This is a genomic window from Bradyrhizobium sp. USDA 4532, from assembly GCF_024171315.1.
GTDB lineage: Bacteria > Pseudomonadota > Alphaproteobacteria > Rhizobiales > Xanthobacteraceae > Bradyrhizobium > Bradyrhizobium australafricanum.
Genome location: NZ_JALJZN010000001.1, coordinates 264,082 through 283,136 on the forward strand (window position 1 = coordinate 264,082; position 19,055 = coordinate 283,136).

12 protein-coding genes are annotated in these 19,055 nt (G+C 66.2%); 8 read left to right on the forward strand and 4 right to left on the reverse strand.

Going from position 1 to position 19,055, the window contains the following annotated elements; translation table 11 throughout:
* Positions 1 to 29 precede the first annotated feature (29 nt).
* Positions 30 to 6,047 (reverse strand): negative regulator of septation ring formation, encoded by a 6,018-nt coding sequence (locus J2R76_RS01145; protein ID WP_253623667.1) that lies wholly within the window; start codon positions 6,045 to 6,047, stop codon positions 30 to 32.
* Between the two features lie 381 nt (positions 6,048 to 6,428).
* Between J2R76_RS01145 and J2R76_RS01150 the strand changes: the two genes are divergently transcribed.
* Together J2R76_RS01150 and J2R76_RS01155 are read left to right on the forward strand one after the other, a co-directional pair.
* Positions 6,429 to 6,806, forward strand: a complete 378-nt coding sequence (locus tag J2R76_RS01150) for an Hpt domain-containing protein (protein WP_076825720.1) — start codon at positions 6,429 to 6,431, stop codon at positions 6,804 to 6,806.
* Between the two features lie 161 nt (positions 6,807 to 6,967).
* Positions 6,968 to 7,288 (forward strand): 2Fe-2S iron-sulfur cluster-binding protein, encoded by a 321-nt coding sequence (locus J2R76_RS01155; protein WP_016841525.1) that lies wholly within the window; start codon positions 6,968 to 6,970, stop codon positions 7,286 to 7,288.
* A 6-nt stretch (positions 7,289 to 7,294) separates the two neighbouring features.
* On the opposite strand, the gene J2R76_RS01160 is transcribed toward J2R76_RS01155, so the two are convergent.
* The gene (locus J2R76_RS01160) at positions 7,295 to 7,756 is read right to left on the reverse strand and encodes a thioesterase family protein (protein WP_076825837.1); all 462 of its coding nucleotides are present in this window, start codon (positions 7,754 to 7,756) and stop codon (positions 7,295 to 7,297) included.
* Between the two features lie 164 nt (positions 7,757 to 7,920).
* Here J2R76_RS01160 and J2R76_RS01165 point away from each other — a divergent pair, with 164 nt between their 5' ends.
* The 4 genes from J2R76_RS01165 (at position 7,921) to J2R76_RS01180 (ending at position 11,167) form a co-directional block, all read left to right on the forward strand.
* Entirely contained in the window at positions 7,921 to 8,949 is a 1,029-nt protein-coding gene (locus J2R76_RS01165; RefSeq protein WP_168855018.1) for an NAD(P)/FAD-dependent oxidoreductase, read from the forward strand.
* Positions 8,950 to 9,087: 138 nt separating this feature from the next.
* Positions 9,088 to 9,654: a DUF2147 domain-containing protein gene (locus tag J2R76_RS01170; RefSeq protein ID WP_057016746.1), complete on the forward strand. Its 567-nt coding sequence runs from the start codon at positions 9,088 to 9,090 to the stop codon at positions 9,652 to 9,654.
* A 77-nt stretch (positions 9,655 to 9,731) separates the two neighbouring features.
* Positions 9,732 to 10,823 carry an IS5 family transposase gene (locus J2R76_RS01175; RefSeq protein ID WP_069276043.1) on the forward strand — a complete coding sequence of 364 codons (1,092 nt, stop codon included), beginning with the start codon at positions 9,732 to 9,734 and terminating at the stop codon, positions 10,821 to 10,823.
* On the forward strand, positions 10,823 to 11,167 hold the full coding sequence (locus tag J2R76_RS01180) for a hypothetical protein (RefSeq protein WP_253623668.1): 345 nt from the start codon (positions 10,823 to 10,825) through the stop codon (positions 11,165 to 11,167). Before J2R76_RS01175 ends, J2R76_RS01180 begins: the two co-directional genes overlap by 1 nt.
* A gap of 185 nt (positions 11,168 to 11,352) precedes the next feature.
* Here J2R76_RS01180 and J2R76_RS01185 read toward each other — a convergent pair whose 3' ends face one another.
* Positions 11,353 to 13,320: a hypothetical protein gene (locus J2R76_RS01185; protein WP_375166471.1), complete on the reverse strand. Its 1,968-nt coding sequence runs from the start codon at positions 13,318 to 13,320 to the stop codon at positions 11,353 to 11,355.
* 103 nt (positions 13,321 to 13,423) lie between these two features.
* Positions 13,424 to 14,500, reverse strand: a complete 1,077-nt coding sequence (locus J2R76_RS01190; RefSeq protein ID WP_028337716.1) for a YbhN family protein — start codon at positions 14,498 to 14,500, stop codon at positions 13,424 to 13,426.
* 587 nt (positions 14,501 to 15,087) lie between these two features.
* On the opposite strand from J2R76_RS01190, the gene J2R76_RS01195 reads away from it, so the two are divergent.
* Positions 15,088 to 16,506 (forward strand): MFS transporter, encoded by a 1,419-nt coding sequence (locus J2R76_RS01195; protein ID WP_375166472.1) that lies wholly within the window; start codon positions 15,088 to 15,090, stop codon positions 16,504 to 16,506.
* A 146-nt stretch (positions 16,507 to 16,652) separates the two neighbouring features.
* Positions 16,653 to 19,055, forward strand: a complete 2,403-nt coding sequence (locus tag J2R76_RS01200; RefSeq protein ID WP_253623669.1) for an EAL domain-containing protein — start codon at positions 16,653 to 16,655, stop codon at positions 19,053 to 19,055.

Sequence of the window (19,055 nt, forward strand, 5' to 3'; positions counted from 1 at the left end):
TCCATTCGCTACACGCTTACTTTGCCGGCTTACCCCAGCCGTCCCGCGGCGTGCGCGAGCAGGGTGTAGACCAGCCCGGTCTCCGAGGTCAGGTGGCTGCTCAGCTCCTGCTGGCCGCGGCCGTCGCGGGCGACTTCGTCGAGCAGGCGCTCGAACTCCGCGATGTAGCGGTCGACCGTCTGCTTGAAGCCGCGGTCGGCGCGATACTTGCGGGCCACCTCATCGAAGGCCTTCTGGCCGGCCGGCGTGTAGAGGCGCTTGGAGAACGCCTTGTTCTCGCCGCGCTGGTAGCGATCCCACATCTCGGCCGCAAGCGTGCGGTCCATCAGCCGGCCGATGTCGAGCGACAGCGACTCCAGCGGATTGACCGGCTGCTGCTGCGGACGCGGGCGCTGCTGGGCGTCGCGGCTCTGCGGGGCAGGCGGCGGTGCGTCGCTGCGGTTGAGCAGGTCGGACAGCCAGCCGTCGCCGTTGTTGTCGGAGCCTGCCGGGCTGACCGACGGGGCCTCGGTGCGGCGCGAGCTCGCCATGCCGAGATCCGGCGGCGGCAGCGTCGAGGCGCTGTTGCCGTTGTCCCGCATGCGCACATCGCCGCGGCCGCCGGCGGCAGCCACCACCGGCTCCTCGTGGCGAACGCTGGCGCGGTTGGTCGAGACCACGTCGAGTCCGCGGCCGTGATGAGCGACGATGCGGTTCAGCTCGGCCAGCGCCTCGATCTGGTCGACGATCACCTTGCGCATCTGCGCGGTGTTCTCGGCGGCCTCCTGCGGCATCTCGAGCACGCCGCGGCGAAGCTCGTTGCGGGTGGCCTCGAGCTCGTTGTGCATCTCGCTCGCCATCTGCTTCATCGCCGTGACCATCGCGGAGAACTTCTCCGTCGATTCCTTGAACATCGCATCGGTCTCGGCGTTGCTCTGCTGGTAGAGGTCGTTCATGGCGTCGACGGTCTGCTGACGCTCGTTCTCGGCCGCCAGGCGCACCGCCTCGAACTGCCTGCTGATCGCAGCCGAACCGGCGCCTGCGGTCTCCGCCACCACGCGGGCGATGTCGCGGGCGCGTTCCTCGGCCGCTCCGAGCGATTCATCGAGCAGCCCGGTGAAGCGCGACAGCCGCTGGTCGAGATCGGTGGTGCGAAGGTCGATGGTCGTGACCAGCGCTTCCAGCGCCGACTTGCGCTCGCTGACGGAGGCCGTCGTCGAGCGGTTGGCCTGCTCGACCACGGCAGCCGCATCGATCAGCGCCTTGCCATGGGTCTCGAACTGGCTCGACAGCGCGCCGAGATCTTCCAGCGCCTTGCCGGTCTTGCTGTTGAACACCGTCAGTTGGTCTTCCAGCGTCTGGGTTGCCACGCCGTTGCGCGAGGTGACGTCGTTCATGGCGGACACGAAGTCGGCCACGCGGGTCACCAGCGCGCGCTCCAGCGAGTTGAGGTTGTCGTGGGCGCCGGTCAACACTTCCTGCAAGAGGATGTTGCCTTCGCGCAGCCGCTCGAACAGCGCGACCGTATCGGTGCGCAGGATCTTGCTGGTCTCCTGCATCTCCGTGACGGCCGAGATCGAGACCTGGCGCGACTGGTCGATCGCCGCGCGCGAAGCCTGCTCGAGCTCCTTGAGCGACTTCGCCACCGCGCCGGTCGCCTGATCGCCGGCCGAGGTGATGTTGCGCGCGACATCGCTGCCGTGGGCCGACATCGACTGCGAGAAGGCGAGGCCGCGGGTTTCGATCGCCTTCAGCGCATCCGCGGTGGCGCGATCCATGTCGCTCGACAGCTGCGTGGTCTTGGCGGTCAGCGCCTCGACCAGCGAGCCGCGGCGGCCGTCGACCATCTGCGACAGACGCTCGGTCTGCTGCTGCACATAGGTGACGATCTCGTCGGTCTTGCCGGTCATCGCCGAGCCGAAGGCGCTGGAGGCCGACAGCACCGAACGTTCGATGTCGGCGGAGGTCGTCTTGACCTTGGTCGAGACCTCGTTGGACATGGTGATCAGCGCGGCCTGCGCGTTCTGCGCCGAGGTCTGGATGTTGTCGGTTGTCTTGGCCGTGACCGCACCCAGCGCGCGCTCGATATCGGTCGAGAGCGTGCGGATCTGGGCGGCGGCATCGGCGGAGGTCGCCGCAAACGAGCTCTGGGCCTCGCGGGCGCTGCCCAGGATGGTCTGCGCAGTCTCCGCGCTGGCCGTGGTCAGTGACCGCTCGATCTCGGCGGAGATCTCGCGGATCTGGCTTGCGGCCTCGCTGGAGGTCGCCACGAACGAGCTCTGGGCCTCGCGGGCGCTGCCGAGGATCGCCTGCGCGGTGTTGGTGCCGACCGAGGTCAGGGTGCGCTCGACATCGACGGCCAGCGACTTGACATGGTTGGCTGCTTCCGTCGACGCGGTGACGAGGGTGTTCTGCGCCTCGCGGGCGCCGGCCGTCAGCATCTCGACGGTGCCGGAGCCGGCTATCGACAGCGCACGCTGGATGTCGGCGGCAAGCGCCGACACCTTGGTCGCGGCCTCGGTCGACGCGTTGACCAGGGTGCTCTGGGCCTCACGCGCGCCTGACGTGATCGATTCCGCGGTGGCGGAGCCGGCCATCGACAGCGAACGCTCCATATCGGCCGCCAGCGAGCGGACCAGATCGGCGGCCTCGGTGGATGCGCCTGCCAGCGTGCTCTGGGCCTCGCGAGCGGAGGCGACGACGGCTTCCGCGGTGGCGGAGCCCGCCATCGACAGCGAGCGCTCGATGTCGGCCGACAGCGTGCGGGCCAGGTTGGTGGCTTCGGTCGACGCGCCTGCCAGCGTGCTCTGGGCCTCGCGGGCGGAGGCGACGACGGCTTCCGCGGTTGCGGTGCCGGCCATCGAGAGCGAGCGCTCGACGTCGCTGGCGAGCGACTTGACCTGGCCGGTGACGTCGGTCGACGTCGAGATCAGCGTGGTCTGGGCCTCGCGGGCGCCGGTCATGATTGCCTCGGCGGCGGCAGAGCCGGCGGTCGAGAGCGAGTGCTGCACGTCGGCCGCGAGCGTGCGGACCAGGTTGGCGGCTTCGGTGGATGCACCGGCAAGCGTGCTCTGGGCTTCGCGAGCGGAGGCGACGACGGCTTCCGCGGTGGCGGAGCCGGCCATCGACAGCGAACGCTCGACGTCGCTGGCGAGCGACTTGACCTGGCCGGTGACGTCGGTCGACGTCGAGATCAGCGTGGTCTGGGCCTCGCGGGCACCGGTCATGATCGCCTCGGCGGCGGCAGAGCCGGCCATCGACAGCGACTGCTCGACATCGCTGGCCAGCGACTTGACCTGGCTTGCGGCCTCGACAGAGGCGCTGACCAGCGTGGTCTGCGCGTCACGGGCGCCCGACAGCACGGAGGCTGCGGTGGCGCTGCCGGCCGCCTGCAGCGTGCGTTCGACATCCTCGGACAGTGCCTTGATCTGCGAGGCAACGTCGCCGGAGGCCGAGACCAGCGACACCTGGGCGTCGCGGGCACTGGTGAGGATCGAGTTGGCGGCGCTGGTGCCGACGGCGGTCAGCACGCTCTCAACCTCGGCCGAGCTCAGCTTGAGCTGGTTGCCGACGTCCGCGGACACGGTGAGCAGCGCCTGCTGCGCCGTGCGCGCGCCGGTCTGGATGGTTTCGCTGGTGTTGACCACGAGGTTGGTCAGCGAACGCTCGGCGTCCTCGACATGGGACTTGATGCTCGACGACAACAGCTCGGCGCGGGACATCAGGTCCTCGCTCGCCTGGCGGCCGCTGCTCTCGATGCGGCCGGCGACGGCCTCGACGCGCGAGCCCAGCAGGTCCTCGAATTGCGCGACGCGGGTGTCGATGTCGCTGGCGATGACGCCGACGCGGTTCTCGATGCCCTGCTGGATGTCGGCGAAGCGCGCCGAAATGGTGTCGGTCAGGTTCGCGCTGTGACCATTGATGGTGTCGGCGAGGCGGGTGCTGTGGCCGTTGAGGGTGTCGACCAGGCGGACGCTGTGGCCGTCGATGGTCTCGGTGACGCCGTTGATGCGATGGTCGACCGCGGCGATCGCCTGCACGGTGCCTTCGGTCAGGGTGGTGGTGAGCAGGCCAAGCCGCGAGTCGATCGACTGGATCGCCTGGGAGGCGCCGTCGGTCAGCTGGGTCGCGAGCGTGCCGAGATGGCCGTCGATGGTCTCGGTGACCGACTTGGCGCGGCTCTCGAAGGTGACCTCGAGGGACTTCATGCGGCCGTCGATCGCGTCATCGAGCGATTGCAGACGGCCGTCGAACGAGCCGATCTTGCTGGCGAGCGAACTGTCGAACGACGACAGCTTGTCGGTCAGCGAGGCGTCGAGATTGGTGACGCGGCTGCCGAGCGTGGTCTCGAACTGCAGCAGGCGCTGGTCGAGCGAGGCGGTGATCTCGCCGCTGTTGCTGGTGACACGGTGGTCGAAGGTGTCGACATAGGTCTTCAGGCTGTCGGCGATGTCCTGGGTCCGCTGGCCCATGCGCTCGACGATGTCGCCGCCGAAGGTCTTCACCGTGCGGTCGAATTCCGAGATGTGGCGGGTGATCAGCGCGCCGAGCGTGCCGGAGTCGCGGGCGAATTTCTCGGCGAGCTCGCTGCCGTGGTTCTTCACCAGGTCGTCGAACGCGCTCATCTGCAGCGACAGCGAGTCGTGCGCGGTCTCGGTCTGGCCCACCACCTTGGCGACCAGCGAATTGACGGTGACGTCGAGCGCCTCGCTTGCCTTGTCGCCGGACGTCAGGATCTGGCCGGCGAGGCGGTTGCCGGCATCGTCGATCTTGCTGACGAGGTCGTTGCTGCGCAGCTCGAGCTCGAGCAGCAGCGAGTCGGCGGAGTTCTTCAGGGAGTCGTGGACCTCTTCGGTGCGGTCGGAGATGCCGTCGACGATGACGGACGAGCGCTGCTCGAACTCGCCGGTGATGCGGTCGATGCGCTCGTTCAGCAACTCGTGAACTCGATCGGCCAGATCGACGAACTCGTCATGGACATGGCCGGTCTTGAAGTTGAGGCTGGTGGTCAGCCGTTCTGAGGCGTCCATCACCGCGCGCGTGGTCTCGGCGCTGGCCTCCTCGAGACGGTCGAGCAGGTCGCCGCCGCGCTCGCCGAGCGCGAGGATCATGTTGTCGCCGGCATGGCTCAGCGCGGTGGTGATGTGCTGGCCGCGCTCTTCCAGCGCGCCGGTGATGCTCTTGGCGACCTCGTCGACGCGCGAGGCGATCGCGTCCGAGATCAGCGCGATGTCGTGGCGCAGGTCGATCTGCACGCCGGAGATCGCGCTGCGCACCTGCTCGGCCTGGCCGACCAGGTTGTCGCGCTGGTGGGCGATGTCCTGCAGCAGCGCGCGGATGCGCACCTCGTTGTCGGAATAAGCGCGTTCCAGCGCCGCGACCTCGTTGGCAACGAGGGTCTCGAGTTCGCCGGCGCGCGCGATCGCGCGCTCGACGCCGTCGCCCATCGCCGCGACCTCGCGGCGGATCGCCTGGCCGACCGTCACCATGGAATCGGCGGCGGCGTTTTCCGGCTCGGAGAATCGCATCGCGACCTGCGCCATCGATTGCGCGATCATCTGCATGCGCTGACCGTGCGCGGCGAGGCTGGCGAGATAGTAGAACAGGAGGATCGGCACGGCGAACAGCGCGGCCAGGCCGGCGAGCACCAGGACGCCGGTGCCCTGAGCCATCGAGGCCTGCAGGGCCGGCCAGAACGCGATGGTGAGGATGACGCCGCCCAGCAGCCAGGCGCCAGAGCAGACAAAGAACAGCGTGAAGGCGTTGCGCGCGCGTCCTCCCTGCAGCGTCTGCAGCATCTGGCCGATGGTTTCGCGATCATCATTGGCGGCGCGGCGCGGCGCGCGCGGTTCTTCGATCGGCTCGAACGCGGAACGATCGGTATTACTCGGACGGGACTCGAACGATGCGGCTGAAAAATCGGCAGCGGGCGGCAGGTTCGGCGGCGCGGCGCCTTCGTTGAGGGGGCTGCGATTCTCCGCGCCCTGTTCGCTGATGTTGAGGGCTTCCTGGATGGCAGAAAGCGCGACTTCGGTGGGATCTTTGACCTTCTTGGGAGTGTTCGCCATATTCAGTCTGAGCCCTCTCACTATATTACGCGTCGGCGAGCCTGCGATCGTCCCCACGCAAGCTCGAAGCCGGTGCCCACAAGCGGAGCGCAAGCCGGCCCCCTGGGCGGCTTGTCCGCTACATCCGCAAACATCCTATTGGGAGAGCGATGCGAATGAAATGCTTGCGATTAATACTTTCTTAATCATCGTTAACAGCTTTGCGCCATAAGGCCTTATGGGCACTCGAAATTCCGGCTGTAGAGCGCCGATTGTGTCCGGAAATTGTCCAGAATCGGGCGGTTTTGCCGATCATCCCAACAACAATCCGTTAACCAGTTTCGTGATTGGCTGGGGCAACGATCCGCCGGCGAGGGCCGGCGGAGACGACAGGGACAGGCCATGCCGCTTCACCTCGAACGGGTCGAATGGACGCAATCGCCGCCGCTGGCGCCCGGCGCCGGGCCGATCGACGTCGATCATCTTCAGCGCATGACGCTGGGTGATCCGGGCCTCGAGCGGGAAGTGCTGGCCATGTTCTCGACCCAGTCGGCCCGGATCCTCGGTGAACTGGCCGCCTTGCCGCCCGAGGCGGCGACCCATGCCCACACCCTGAAAGGATCGGCGCGGGCGATCGGCGCCTTCGGCGTCGCCGAGGCTGCTGCCCAGCTGGAGACCGCGCTGAGCGGCGGTTCCGATGCGGCCCAGCCGCTTGCCGCGCTCGGCGCCGCGATTGCCGAGGCGCGCACGGCGATCGAGCTGATCCTGGGCCGCTCCTAGGCGTCCGGCGTCTCGGCGGTCCGCCGCGACAGCTTGGGCGGCATCCCAACAGGCGGGCAGGTTTTCGGTCTCCGCGCTAGCGCTGTGCGGACCGACCCGTTATACGACTGCCCGGGACCTTTCCATCCATCGTCCGGCGCATTCCGGCAGCACGAGCAATCATGGCCAAAATCCACTTTATCGACCATTCCGGCGAGAAACGCACAGTTGACATCGAGAACGGCGCGACGGTGATGGAAGGCGCGATCCGCAACGCCATTCCCGGCATTGAAGCCGAATGCGGCGGCGCCTGCGCCTGTGCGACCTGCCATGTCTATGTCGATGAAGCCTGGCGCGAGAAGGTCGGCGCGCCGTCACCGATGGAAGAGGACATGCTGGATTTCGGCTTCGACGTGCGTCCGAATTCGCGGCTGTCCTGCCAGATCAAGGTGACCGACGATCTCGACGGATTGGTCGTGTCGACGCCGGAGCGACAGGCCTAAGATCTCTTATTCGCCGTCCGGATTCACTCCGCGACGGACCCAGCGGCGGAAGTTCTGCTTGACCTCCGCCGGCAGCGGCGTCGGCCTGCGCGTGGCCTCATCGATCATCACCGTGACCGCCTTCGCCGACGCCACGCATCTGCCTTCCGAAAACACCACCTGGTCGAAGGTGGTCGATGTGCGTCCAAACTTGACGAGCCCAAGCCCGAGCTCGATCTGACCTGGCCAGTGCAGCTCGGCGCGGAAATGGATGTCGAGGCGCACCATGATCCAGCCGAGCCCCGCCGGCATCAGCCCCATGCTGCGGTCCTTCACCAGCGTGACGCGGCCGGTTTCAAAATAGCTCGCATAGACGGCGTTGTTGACGTGCCCGTTGGGGTCGAGATCGGCAAAGCGCACATTGTCGGACAGGCGGTAGGGAAAGTCTTCCAGGCGCGGCGCATCGTCAGCACGAACAGGGGCATTCACGAGGGGGATCTCCGTCGGTTTCCCGCCCATACAGCCGACTTGCGCAGGCTCGGCAAGGGGTTGCCGCGCCAGCCGCTGTCCCTATTATGCATGTCGCGATCCGGCCCACTTGGCTGGACAGGCGAAAAAGCCGTCCAGTCGATTTCAACTGAAAAGAAGCGGACATGAGCGAAGCGATCAAGACCGATGTGCTGATTATTGGCGCGGGCCCCTGCGGACTGTTCGCCGTGTTCGAACTGGGCCTGCTCGACATGAAGGTGCATCTGGTCGACATCCTCGACAAGATCGGCGGGCAGTGTGCCGAGCTCTATCCCGAGAAGCCGATCTACGACATTCCCGGAATTCCCTTCGTCACCGGTCAGGGCCTCACCGAACAGCTGCTGGAGCAGATCAAGCCGTTCGGCCCGACCTTCCATCTCAACGAGATGGTGGAGAGCATCGAGAAGATCGGCGATCCCTTGTTCCGCGTGAAGACCGATGCCGGCAAGGAGTTCGAGTGCAAGGTCGTCGTGATCTCGGCCGGCGGCGGCTCGTTCCAGCCGAAGCGCCCGCCGGTGCCGGGCATCGAGGCCTATGAAGGCACGTCGGTGTTTTATGCCGTGCGCAAGATGGAGCAATTCCGAGACAAGAACATCCTGATCGTCGGCGGCGGCGACTCCGCGCTCGACTGGACGCTCAATCTGCATCCGATCGCCAAGCGCATCACGCTGCTGCACCGGCGCGACGATTTTCGCGCGGCGCCGCACAGCGTCGAGCAGATGCGTGCGCTCGTTGCCGACGGCAGGATGGATCTGAAGATCGGCCAGGTCACGGGGCTCGAAGGCGCCAACGGCCAGCTCTCGGGCGCGGCGCTCAAGGGCAACGACAATGCGGTCTCGACGATCGCCTGCGATACGATGCTGCCGTTCTTCGGACTCACCATGAAGCTCGGCCCGGTCGCGAACTGGGGCGTGGCGCTGGAGAACAATCTGGTGCCGGTCGACACCGCGGCGTTCGAGACCAACGTGTCAGGCATCTTCGCGATCGGCGACATCAACACCTATCCGGGCAAGCTCAAGCTCATTCTCTCCGGCTTCCACGAGGGTGCGCTGATGGCGCAGAAGGCGCACCGCTACGTGTATCCGGACAAGCGGCTGGTGTTCCAATACACAACATCGTCATCGAGTCTGCAGAAGAAGCTCGGGGTGAACTGATTTCACTCGGGCAGAGACCAATGCCAGGGGCATGGGCCACTTCCTGCGCGGCTCCTGCGCGGCGCGGGCACTGGAACGCTCCGTGAAATGGCCGTAGTCTGCTTGTAGTCGAGTTGGTCGATTGATCAGGTGATGATGATGCGGAACACGCTATCCAGACTTCGGCTGATCCTCGCGATCGCCACGGCCTTTGCGCTAGCTGCTCCGCTTGCGGCCTCGGCGGCCGACCCGTCGGCTGCCGGCCTGTGGCAAAAGATCGAAGACGGCAAGCCCGAGGGCTGGTTCCTGGTGATCGAGCGCAATGGCCTGTTCGAAGGCATGATCGCAAAGATGTTCTCATCGCCCGGCGACCCGCCCAATCCGGTTTGCTCGAAATGCACCGACGATCGCAAGGACATGCCGTGGCTCGGCATTCCCCTCATCCGCGACATGAAGCGCAACGGGCTCGCCTATGAAGGTGGCAACGTGCTCGATCCGCGCAACGGCAAGGTCTACAAGGCCAAGATGACGTTGAGCGCCGATGGTCAGACGCTGACGATGCGCGGCTTTCTCGGCATTTCGCTGTTCGGCAAGGATGAGGTCTGGACCCGGCTGCCTGACACCGCGGTGGCCCAACTCGATCCCGCGATCGTCGCCAAATATCTGCCGGCGCAAGCCGCGGTGGCGAAGCCGGCGGCGCCGGTGCCCGCGACGAAGCGGCACTAGCAGGCTGTTGAAAAAAGGCGGTCGCCGCCGACCGAGGATCATGATTCATTGGCTCCGACGAGATTCGGAGATGGTGCGTGCGCGGCGGCGACAATCGAACGGGCGAGCTGTTCAGCTACGTCGACCTGGAAGCAAGGGTGCGGCGTGATCATCCGCTGCGAGGGATCCGGACGATCGTGAACGAGGCGCTGGCGGCGCTGGAGCACGAGTTCGCCGCCCTTTATTCGCCGATTGGACGGCCGTCGATCCCGCCGGAGAAGCTGCTGCGGGCGATGCTGTTGCAGGCGTTTTATTCGATCCGCTCGGAGCGACTTCTGATGGAGCGGTTGGAATATGATTTGCTGTTCCGCTGGTTCGTCGGAATCGGCGTCGACGATGCAGCCTGGGACCATTCGGTATTCTCGAAGAACCGCGACCGGCTTCTGGAAGGCGACATCGCGGCGAAGTTCCTTGCGGCGGTGCTGGCGCAGCCCAGGGTGAAGAAGCTTCTGTCGAGCGATCACTTCTCGGTCGACGGCACGCTGATCGAGGCCTGGGCCTCGATGAAGAGCGTCAAACCGAAGGATAGCTCCGGCGAGCCGCCGGCCCAAGGCGGCGGGCGCAATGCTGAAGCGAACTTCCATGGCCAGAAGCGCTCCAACGACACGCATGCTTCGACCACCGATCCGGAGGCCAGGCTCTACCGCAAGGGGAAAGGCAAGGAGACGAAGCTGTGCTTCATCGGGCACGGGCTGATGGAGAACCGCCACGGCTTGCTGGTCGACGCCTGCCTGACGCAGGCCGGTGGGCATGCCGAACGGGTGGCCGCGCTGCACATGATCGAGCCTCGTGCCGATCGACCGACAGCGATCACGCTTGGTGCCGACAAAGCCTACGATGCAGAAGACTTCGTCAACGAGCTGCGCTCGATGAACGTGACGCCGCATGTTGCGCAGAATACCGGCGGCCGTAGCTCTGCGATCGACGGGCGTACGACCCGGCACGGCGGTTATGCTGTCAGCCAGCGCATCCGCAAGCGGATTGAGGAGGCATTCGGCTGGATCAAGACGGTCGCCGGGCAAGAGAAGACCAGATTCCGTGGCCGTGATCGGGTCGGATGGGCCTTTACCTTCGCTGCGGCCGCCTACAATCTGGTGCGGCTGCCCAAGTTGATCGCGGAGACCGGTTGATGGCCAAGGTGCCCGGCTTTGCCAAGGCCTTTGCCGGCCGCTGGCGCATCGTCGAAATGGACAACTGGGACAGCGACTTCCTCGATCTTGTCGGAGAGGCGCATCTCACCTTCCGTGGCAAGTCCGATGGCGAAATAGCGTTTGGGGCTCTCAAGGGCTTCCTGGATGCTCGCTACGGCACCCGCGACGGATCGGCCTGCGCCGAGTTCTCATGGGAGGGGCACGACGAGAATGATCCGTCCTGTGGTCGCGGATGGGCCATGATCGGCACTGCGGGCAGGCTCGTTGGCCACTTCTACATCCACAATAGCGACGATTCAGCCTTCGTTTGCGAACGCGGCTGAGTTCTTCAACGGCCTGCTAGGCGCGATGAGATTAGGTTGAATCGTCATCGCGCTTTAGTTCTTTGTTTGAGCATGATCTTTTCGGAAAACCGCTTCGCACTTTTCCGGATCATGCTTTAGCACTTCTCTCTAACGCTCCGATCTGCGCACGCTCATGCTCCGCTCTTGCGTGGCAGCGTGAGCGTTCAGCGCTGTCCCGTCGGTGCAATCGGCATCGGCAGTGGCGCGACCGGCTCGGTAATCACCTCGGGCACAGCGGTGTTCAACTGCAGCACGGTGGCGGCCGCGGGGACCGCGGCATCGGCCATCGCCGCATGGCCTTCGGCGCTCGGATGCACCGCGCCGCCATACACCGCCGACAGGATGCCCCATGTCGCGTCGTGGATGTCGCTTGGCTGCATCGAGGACGGCAGGCCCTGCGGGTAGGTCATCGCCGTGAAGTAGCTGTCATTGGCGTCGCGGATCCAGCGCGCGCGCGGCAGGTAGGCGCGGTATTCGCCGGCGCTGCGGCCGCATTTGAGCGGCTGGTTGGCGGCGGCGACGATGTCCGACACGAAGCTGTCGCCATTGGCGGCAAAGCAGTCGCGGTCGAATTCCGGATCGGTCGAGGCGCGTGCGCAGAAGCCATGGCTCGCAAACGCGTCCTGATGCGCATCGACGAAGGTCATGCGGTCGGCCTGCGGATTGCGGCAGATGATGCCGGACTGGCACTGCGCGATCGCCTTGAGCTGCGGCAGGAACTCGTTCTGCACGAAGCTCGAGACCGACGCGAGGCGGTTGGGATCCGCGTTGAACGAGGGATGGATCTCGAAGCCGGCGCGGCCGCCGGGGCAGGGCGCGCCGCCATTGGCCAGCGCCGGATTGGCATAGGCCGTGTAGATCACGTGCGAGAGATCGCCGCCGACCAGCGGCTTCAGCGCGTCGCGCAGCTTGGCAAAATCGGCCGGCAGGTCGCGCGCCAGCGCCGAACGGGCATCGTCGACGCTGGCCATCGAGCCGCCGCGGCTGAACAGCGTGCGCTCGGTCGGCGTGTCGACGATCACGTTGGCGACGAGGCCGGAGAAGTAGATGTCGTTGGCGCCGATCGACAGCAGCACGAGGTCGAGGGTGCGGTCGGGCTGACGGCGCTTGGCGGCGGCGAGTGCCGTGCGCAGCTCCGCGATCTGGCCGTTGACGGTGCCCGAGCAGGTGTTGGCTGTCTTCGTCGGCAGGCATTCCCGCGCCTGCTGCGAGCCGAGCAGGCCGTCGGCGATGCTGGCGCCGGTGCAGGCCAGCGGCAGATAGGTCACCGCGATGTGCGGATATTGCACGGCGAGCGCGAGCGCGGTGCGGGTCTGGTAGCTGTACAGCGACCGGTGACAGGCCGAGTTGAGCCACAGCGCGCTCTGGCGTTGCCAGTTGGTCAGGGTGTCCGGTGCTTCGCAGGCGCGGCCGCCTTTGTAGCCGGCGCGGCTCGGCCGGTAATATTGCGCCCCGCCGAGATAGGAGCGGAAGCAGAAGCCCTCGTCGGAGAGCGCAATCGCGCGGTCGGGATTGCCCTCACCGGATGCGATGCTGTCGCCGAGGCCCGCGATCAGCAGGTCGCGCACCTCGATCTGCGTCGCCACACGCTGGTTGGCGTCCGAGCCGCTTGCGACGTCGACGGTCGCGACCGTGGTGCGGCCGTAGCGGACGCGCAGGTTGATCGGCTCGGCGCAATCGAATGTCGAGGATTGCGGCCCGTCGCCGTCGTCGAACGACCAGGCACAGGTCGCGCCGACCGGAACCGGGCCGGTGAGCCGCACGACGATCGGATGATCGATCGGCGTCAGATAGCTTTCCTTGACGTTGTCGCGCGTGCAGGGCTCGCTGACGCGGCCCTGCAGGTCGATGCAGAGCCGGTTCACGGTGTTGCGCGCCCAGCCGCGGCCGTCGCTTTGCAGTTCCAGCGTCTGTTCCGAGGCCAGCACGGTGCGGCCAAGCCCGCTTTCGACATGCAGGCGGAAGTCGCGTTCCTCGCGGAACAGGCGGAAGCGGTTGCGGACCTCCCAGGAGATCTGCAGCTGGTTGTCCTGCGCGTCCGCGGCCGATGCGAAGACCGCGGCCAGCGCGCTGCCGAGCAGCACGCTGCAGACCGTCACCCGAAACGAAAATCGAACCAAAAAGCCAATCATGGCGCGGTTTGACGCGAGCGGTACGGCGAAAATAAGAGAAGCGGCCGCGAGGATCGAAAATCCGGGATCGAGGGGCCCGCACAAGGGCGGATCACGTGGTCCGTTACCGTTTCAGCTGCCTGACCCGCTGCTGCCGGCTTTCGATCGGTTGCCGCACGGTCGCCGAAGCCGTGCAGGCTTGGCTTAGTCGTTTCCGCTCTTGCCAGGGCTGCACCACGTTGAGCCAGAGCTCGCGCATGCCCATGATCGAGATCGAAATCCCGAACGGGATCAGGAAGTAGAGGATGCGGAACACGACCAGCGTCGCCAGCAATTGTTCCTTGCTGAACTCCGGCAGCGCCACCAGCATCGCGGCATCGAACACGCCGATCGAGCCGGGGGCGTGGCTGGCGAAGCCGAGCAGCGTCGCCAGGATGAACACGACCGCCAGCGAGACGAAGTCGATATGCGGCTCGGTCGGCATCAGCAGGTACATTGCGAGCGCGCAGAAACCGAGATCGACCACGCCGATCAGGATCTGCAGCAGCGTCAGCTTGGCCGAGGGCAGCACCACCTTCCAGCCGTTCTGGCCGAGCTCGCGGCGCTTCTCGCCGGTCAGGAGCCAGACGAAATAGGCGCCGATGCCGGCAAGGCAGCCGAGCGCGATCAGCCGGTTCATCGCCGGCGGCAGCAGGTCCATCGCCGACGCCGCCGCCGGGTGCCAGGCCATGCCGAAGCCGAGCACGAACAAATTGCCGAGCCAGAAGGTCAGGCCCGACAGAAAGCAGATCTTGGCGACGTCGATCGCGGAGAGGCCATAATCGGAATAGATCCGGAAGCGGATCGCGCCGCCGGTAAACACCGTGGCGCCGATATTGTGGCCGATCGTGTAGCTCGTGAAGCTCGACAGCGCTGCGATGCGGTAGGGGACATGGATCTTGCCGATCGTGCGCAGCGCGAAGAAGTCGTAGAAGGTCAGCGTGCAGAACGCGCCGACCACGCAGAGCGCCGCCAGCGCGATCCGGTGCGGCGCGATGTTGGTGAGCGCGGTGAGAATGATGCCGGTATCGACGCCCTTCAGGGTGTGAACAAGCGACGTGATCGCGAACGCGATGATCAACACACTCGCGGCGATCCCGAGCCGTTTCCAGCCGATCTTTTCCTTGAAACCACGCCCGAGCGTGGTCAGCAGCCGAAGCATTCATCCTCCCGGCGGGGCGGCAAATTTCAGTGGGACCCGATCACGGACGGCGACGGGTGACGGGCAAACGCACCGTACGCGATGACCCATAAGGCAAAACCGATGCGTTGTGCAGCCCTTGACAAGCCAACCTTCGGCCCTCGTCCAGCGTCATTGTCATATTGGCTACATATGTTCTCGCTCTGCGGAATGTGAGTCGCAGGACCGCGATGGGGCCACTGCATGTTCCGCCGTTTCAGGCGGTTTCGCCGGCTTTTTTGCCGATTTTGCGGCCGTCCCGGCGTCGATGCGGGTTCATTGGCGCGAGGCGAATGGACGATATGCGTCAGCATGGGGACGGCTGAGCCGGCTGTGACGTTTACCAAAGTGTGAAGTCGGCGCGCGCATGCGCATGATGCGCCCTGCGCTCGGGCCGGTGAGCCGCGCGAGGGCGGTCCGTAGGTCTATTGAGGCAAAACGCCGCGCAAGCGGGCCGCCGTCGGACAGATCGGCCAGGCACGCGATTTCACACTTCGATCCGTGGCGAAGTGTTGCGGCGAAACGAAGGCCTATGTCTCGCATTGGTTGCCGAGAGCAAGGACAAGACCATGCAACAGACATCCCTGAACGTCCGGCACATGCCGGACCGCCGCGCAACGTCGCATCAGCAAACGAGCGGGCTCGCGGCGACGTTGACGCTCGCCGCGATGAGTCTCGGCTATGGCGTCGTGCAGCTCGACGTCACCATCGTCAACACGGCGCTCAACGCGATCGGCGCCTCGCTCGGCGGCGGCGTTGCCGAACTGCAATGGGTGGTCAGCGCCTACACGATTGCCTTTGCGGCCTTCATCCTGACCGCGGGCGCGCTCGGCGACCGGATCGGCGCCAAGCGCATCTTCATGGCCGGGTTTGCGATCTTCACCGCGGCATCGGTTGCCTGCGCGGTCGCGCCTGATGCGGCGACGCTGATCGCCGCCCGCTGCGTTCAGGGGCTGGCCGCGGCCATCCTGGTGCCGAACTCGCTGGCGCTGCTCCGCCATGCCTATGAAGACGAGAAGGCGCGGGGACGCGCGGTCGGTGTCTGGGCCGCGGGCGCGAGCCTCGCGCTGACCGCCGGCCCGTTCGTCGGCGGCGGACTGATCGCGCTGGTCGGCTGGCGCGCGATCTTTCTGGTCAACCTGCCGATCGGCCTCGCCGGCTTGTGGCTCGCCTGGCGCTTTGCCAGCGAAACCACGCGTCATCAGCAACACCGGCTCGATCTGCCGGGTCAGGTCGCGGCGATCGCCGCGCTCGGCACGCTGGCCGGCGCGCTGATCGAAGGCGGCGCACTCGGCTGGGGCAGCCCGTTCGTGGTCGCGGGCTTCGCTCTCGCCGCCGTCTTCGCCGTGCTGTTCGTCTGGCGTGAGGCGCGCGCGCCGCAGCCGATGCTGCCGCTCTCGCTGTTCCGCCACCGGATGTTTGCCCTGACCTCGCTGGTCGGCCTCCTGGTCAATGTCGCGTTCTACGGCCTGATCTTCGTGCTCAGCCTCTACTTCCAGCAGGTCAACGGGCTGTCGGCGTTCGCCACTGGCCTCGCGTTCGTGCCGATGCTCGGCGCCGTGCTGCCCGCCAACCTGATCGCACCGCATGTCGCGGAGCGGATCGGCGCGCCGGCGACAATCGCGCTCGGCGCCGCTCTCTCCGCCACCGGATGTCTTGCGATGCTGTTCATCGGCCCCGGCACCAGCTTCCTCGCGATCTGCCTGCAATTGCTGGCCATGAGCGGCGGCCTCGGCCTGCTGGTGCCGCCCCTGACATCGGCGCTGCTCGGCAGTGCCGAGCCGCAGCATGCCGGCATCGCGGCCGGGGTGTTGAACGCGACCCGGCAGACCGGCAGCGTGCTCGGTGTCGCGCTGTTCGGCTCGATGGTCAGCCGGTCCGCGGCCTTCATCACCGGCCTGCATGCGGCCCTCGTCATCTCCGCCGGCGTGTTGCTGGCGGCGGCTGCGCTGATCTGGATCGGCGCATCGTCACAGACTCGGCGCTGAGACGAACCGCAGCGAGGCATCTCCGCGTTGCCCTGACCCGATCGCCTGCATTCAAGGCTTCTTCACCATGCGTGGAACCTTGCTGCGGTGCGGTTACCGTTCCTACACGAATGCGTCTGTTCTTATAGGTCCATAAAGGGGGCTATATGTATCGCGTTCTGACCTGTCTCACTTTGGAACATGACTGGCGGTTGGTCGTCCTCGGCGGGGTGATCTGCCTACTCGCCAGCGCCGTCGCGATCAGCCTGTTTCACCGTGCCCGCGCTGCGCAGGGGCGGGCCCGCGAGATCTGGATCGGCCTCGATGCGGCGGTCGGCGGTTGCGGTATCTGGGCCACCCATTTCGTTGCCATGCTGGCGTACGATCCCGGCATCGAGGCCGGGTACAACATTCCCATCACGCTGCTGTCGCTGGTGCTCGCGGTTGCGATCCTGGCGGTCGGATTGGCCGTCGCCACGCTCGATGGACGCTGGCAGACGGTTGCGGCCGGTGGCGCGATCGTCGGCGCCGGTGTCGCGGCGATGCATTACACCGGCATGCTCGGGCTGGAGCTGCCCGCGCGCATCGTCTGGTCGCCGGGCATCGTCGCCTCGTCGATGACGTTCGGAAGCCTGTTCGGCGCGCTCGCGCTCGTCGTTGCCACCCGTGGCGAACGTTTCGGCACCACCGCCGCCGCGACCGGTCTTCTGACCGTCGCGATCGTCTCGCATCATTTCACCGCGATGGGCGCGGTGACGCTCGTCCCGGATCCGACCATCGTTTCCGGCGGACTTACGGTCTCGCCGCGCGTGCTCTCGTTCATGACCGCCGTTGCGGCCTTCGCGATCCTCGGCCTCTCGCTGATCGCCTCGATCCTCGACCGTCGCGCCAAGACCGAACTTCACAAGCAGAAGGTGGTGCTCGATACCGCGCTCGAGAACATGTCGCAGGGGCTGTGCATGTTCGATGCCGACGGCCGCATCATGCTGTTCAACGAGCGCTACAGCGAGATGATGGGGCGCAGTCGCATACCGCTGCAGGGACGCCTGCTGATCGATGTCCTGCAGGACCTCCATTCCATCGGCGAGTGGGACGGCGATCCCGAGGAGTTCTGCAATGCTCTCGTCGCCGAGGCAAAGGCCGGCCACAGCGCGACGCGGATCGTCAGCCGCAACGAGCGCGCGATCCGTGTCGTCGACCAGCCGATGAAGGGCGGCGGCTGGGTTGCGACCTTCGAGGACATCACCGAATGGCAGCAGGCCCAGGAACAGATTTCGCACATGGCGCGGCATGACGCGCTGACCAATTTGCCGAACCGGACGCTGTTCCGCGAGCAGCTCGAGAAGGCCTCGAGACTGGCCAAGCGTTCCGACCAGCTGGCCGTGCTCTGTCTCGATCTCGATCATTTCAAGGAAATCAACGACACGCTCGGACATCCGATCGGCGACGCGCTGCTGCGCGAAGTCGCGCGCCGGCTGGGCGAATGCGTCACCGAGCACGACACCGTGGCGCGGCTTGGCGGCGACGAATTCGCCATCGTGCAGTTCTGCAGCAATTGCGAGCCGTCCGTCGTGTCGTCGCTGGCAAGTCTCGTGGTCGAGCGGATCGCTGCGCCCTACGAGATCGGCGGCCATCAGCTCGTGATCGGCGTCAGCATCGGCATCTCGCTCGCGCCCGAAGACGGCAAGGATCCCGACGAATTGCTGCAAAAGGCCGATCTCGCGCTGTACCGCGCCAAGGCCGACGGCCGCGGCACCTATCGCTTCTTCGAGACCGGGATGGATGCGCGTGCGCAGGCGCGCCGCCTGCTGGAGCGCGACCTGCGGCTTGCGCTCGAGCATGACGAGTTCGAGGTCTACTACCAGCCGATCCGCGATGTCGCGGGCGATCGGATCGTCGCCTTCGAGGCGCTGGCGCGCTGGAACCATTCGCTGCGTGGCCTGATCGCGCCGAACAATTTCATTCCTGTCGCCGAGGAAACCGGGCTGATCGTTCCGCTTGGCGAGATCGTGTTGCGCAAGGCCTGCGCGGATGCCGCGGGCTGGCCCGAGGCCGTCGCGGTTGCCGTCAATCTCTCGCCGGTGCAGTTCAAGAACCCGAACCTGGTGTCGTCGGTGAAGGCGGCGCTGGAAGCATCGGGCCTGTCGGCGGACCGGCTTGAGCTCGAGATCACCGAATCGGTGCTGCTGCAGAACAGCGAGGCGACGCTCGCGGTGCTGCATGAGCTGCGCGGCTTCGGCGTCCGCATCTCGCTGGACGATTTCGGCACCGGCTATTCCTCGCTGAGCTATCTGCGCAGCTTCCCGTTCGACAAGATCAAGATCGACCGGTCCTTCGTCACCGACCTTGCGACACGCGAGGACTCGATGGCGATCGTGCGCGCGGTCACCGGCCTCGGCAAGAGCCTCGGCATCGTTACGACAGCCGAAGGGGTCGAGACCGATACCCAGTTCGACCTGCTGCGTCGGGAGGGCTGCACGCAGGCGCAGGGCTATCTGTTCAGCCCGCCGCGGCCGGCAGCCGACGTCGCCAAGATGTTGCGCAGGACGCCGGAACGGTCGGTCGCCTGA

Bases quoted from the DNA above. Each gene is read 5' to 3' on its own strand.
- J2R76_RS01200 (WP_253623669.1), top strand. From the start codon at position 16,653: ATGTATCGCGTTCTGACCTGTCTCACTTTGGAACATGACTGGCGGTTG.
- J2R76_RS01185 (WP_375166471.1), bottom strand. From the start codon at position 13,320: ATGATTGGCTTTTTGGTTCGATTTTCGTTTCGGGTGACGGTCTGCAGC.
- J2R76_RS01195 (WP_375166472.1), top strand. From the start codon at position 15,088: ATGCAACAGACATCCCTGAACGTCCGGCACATGCCGGACCGCCGCGCA.
- J2R76_RS01190 (WP_028337716.1), bottom strand. From the start codon at position 14,500: ATGCTTCGGCTGCTGACCACGCTCGGGCGTGGTTTCAAGGAAAAGATC.
- J2R76_RS01155 (WP_016841525.1), top strand. From the start codon at position 6,968: ATGGCCAAAATCCACTTTATCGACCATTCCGGCGAGAAACGCACAGTT.
- J2R76_RS01165 (WP_168855018.1), top strand. From the start codon at position 7,921: ATGAGCGAAGCGATCAAGACCGATGTGCTGATTATTGGCGCGGGCCCC.
- J2R76_RS01150 (WP_076825720.1), top strand. From the start codon at position 6,429: ATGCCGCTTCACCTCGAACGGGTCGAATGGACGCAATCGCCGCCGCTG.
- J2R76_RS01180 (WP_253623668.1), top strand. From the start codon at position 10,823: ATGGCCAAGGTGCCCGGCTTTGCCAAGGCCTTTGCCGGCCGCTGGCGC.
- J2R76_RS01170 (WP_057016746.1), top strand. From the start codon at position 9,088: ATGCGGAACACGCTATCCAGACTTCGGCTGATCCTCGCGATCGCCACG.
- J2R76_RS01145 (WP_253623667.1), bottom strand. From the start codon at position 6,047: ATGGCGAACACTCCCAAGAAGGTCAAAGATCCCACCGAAGTCGCGCTT.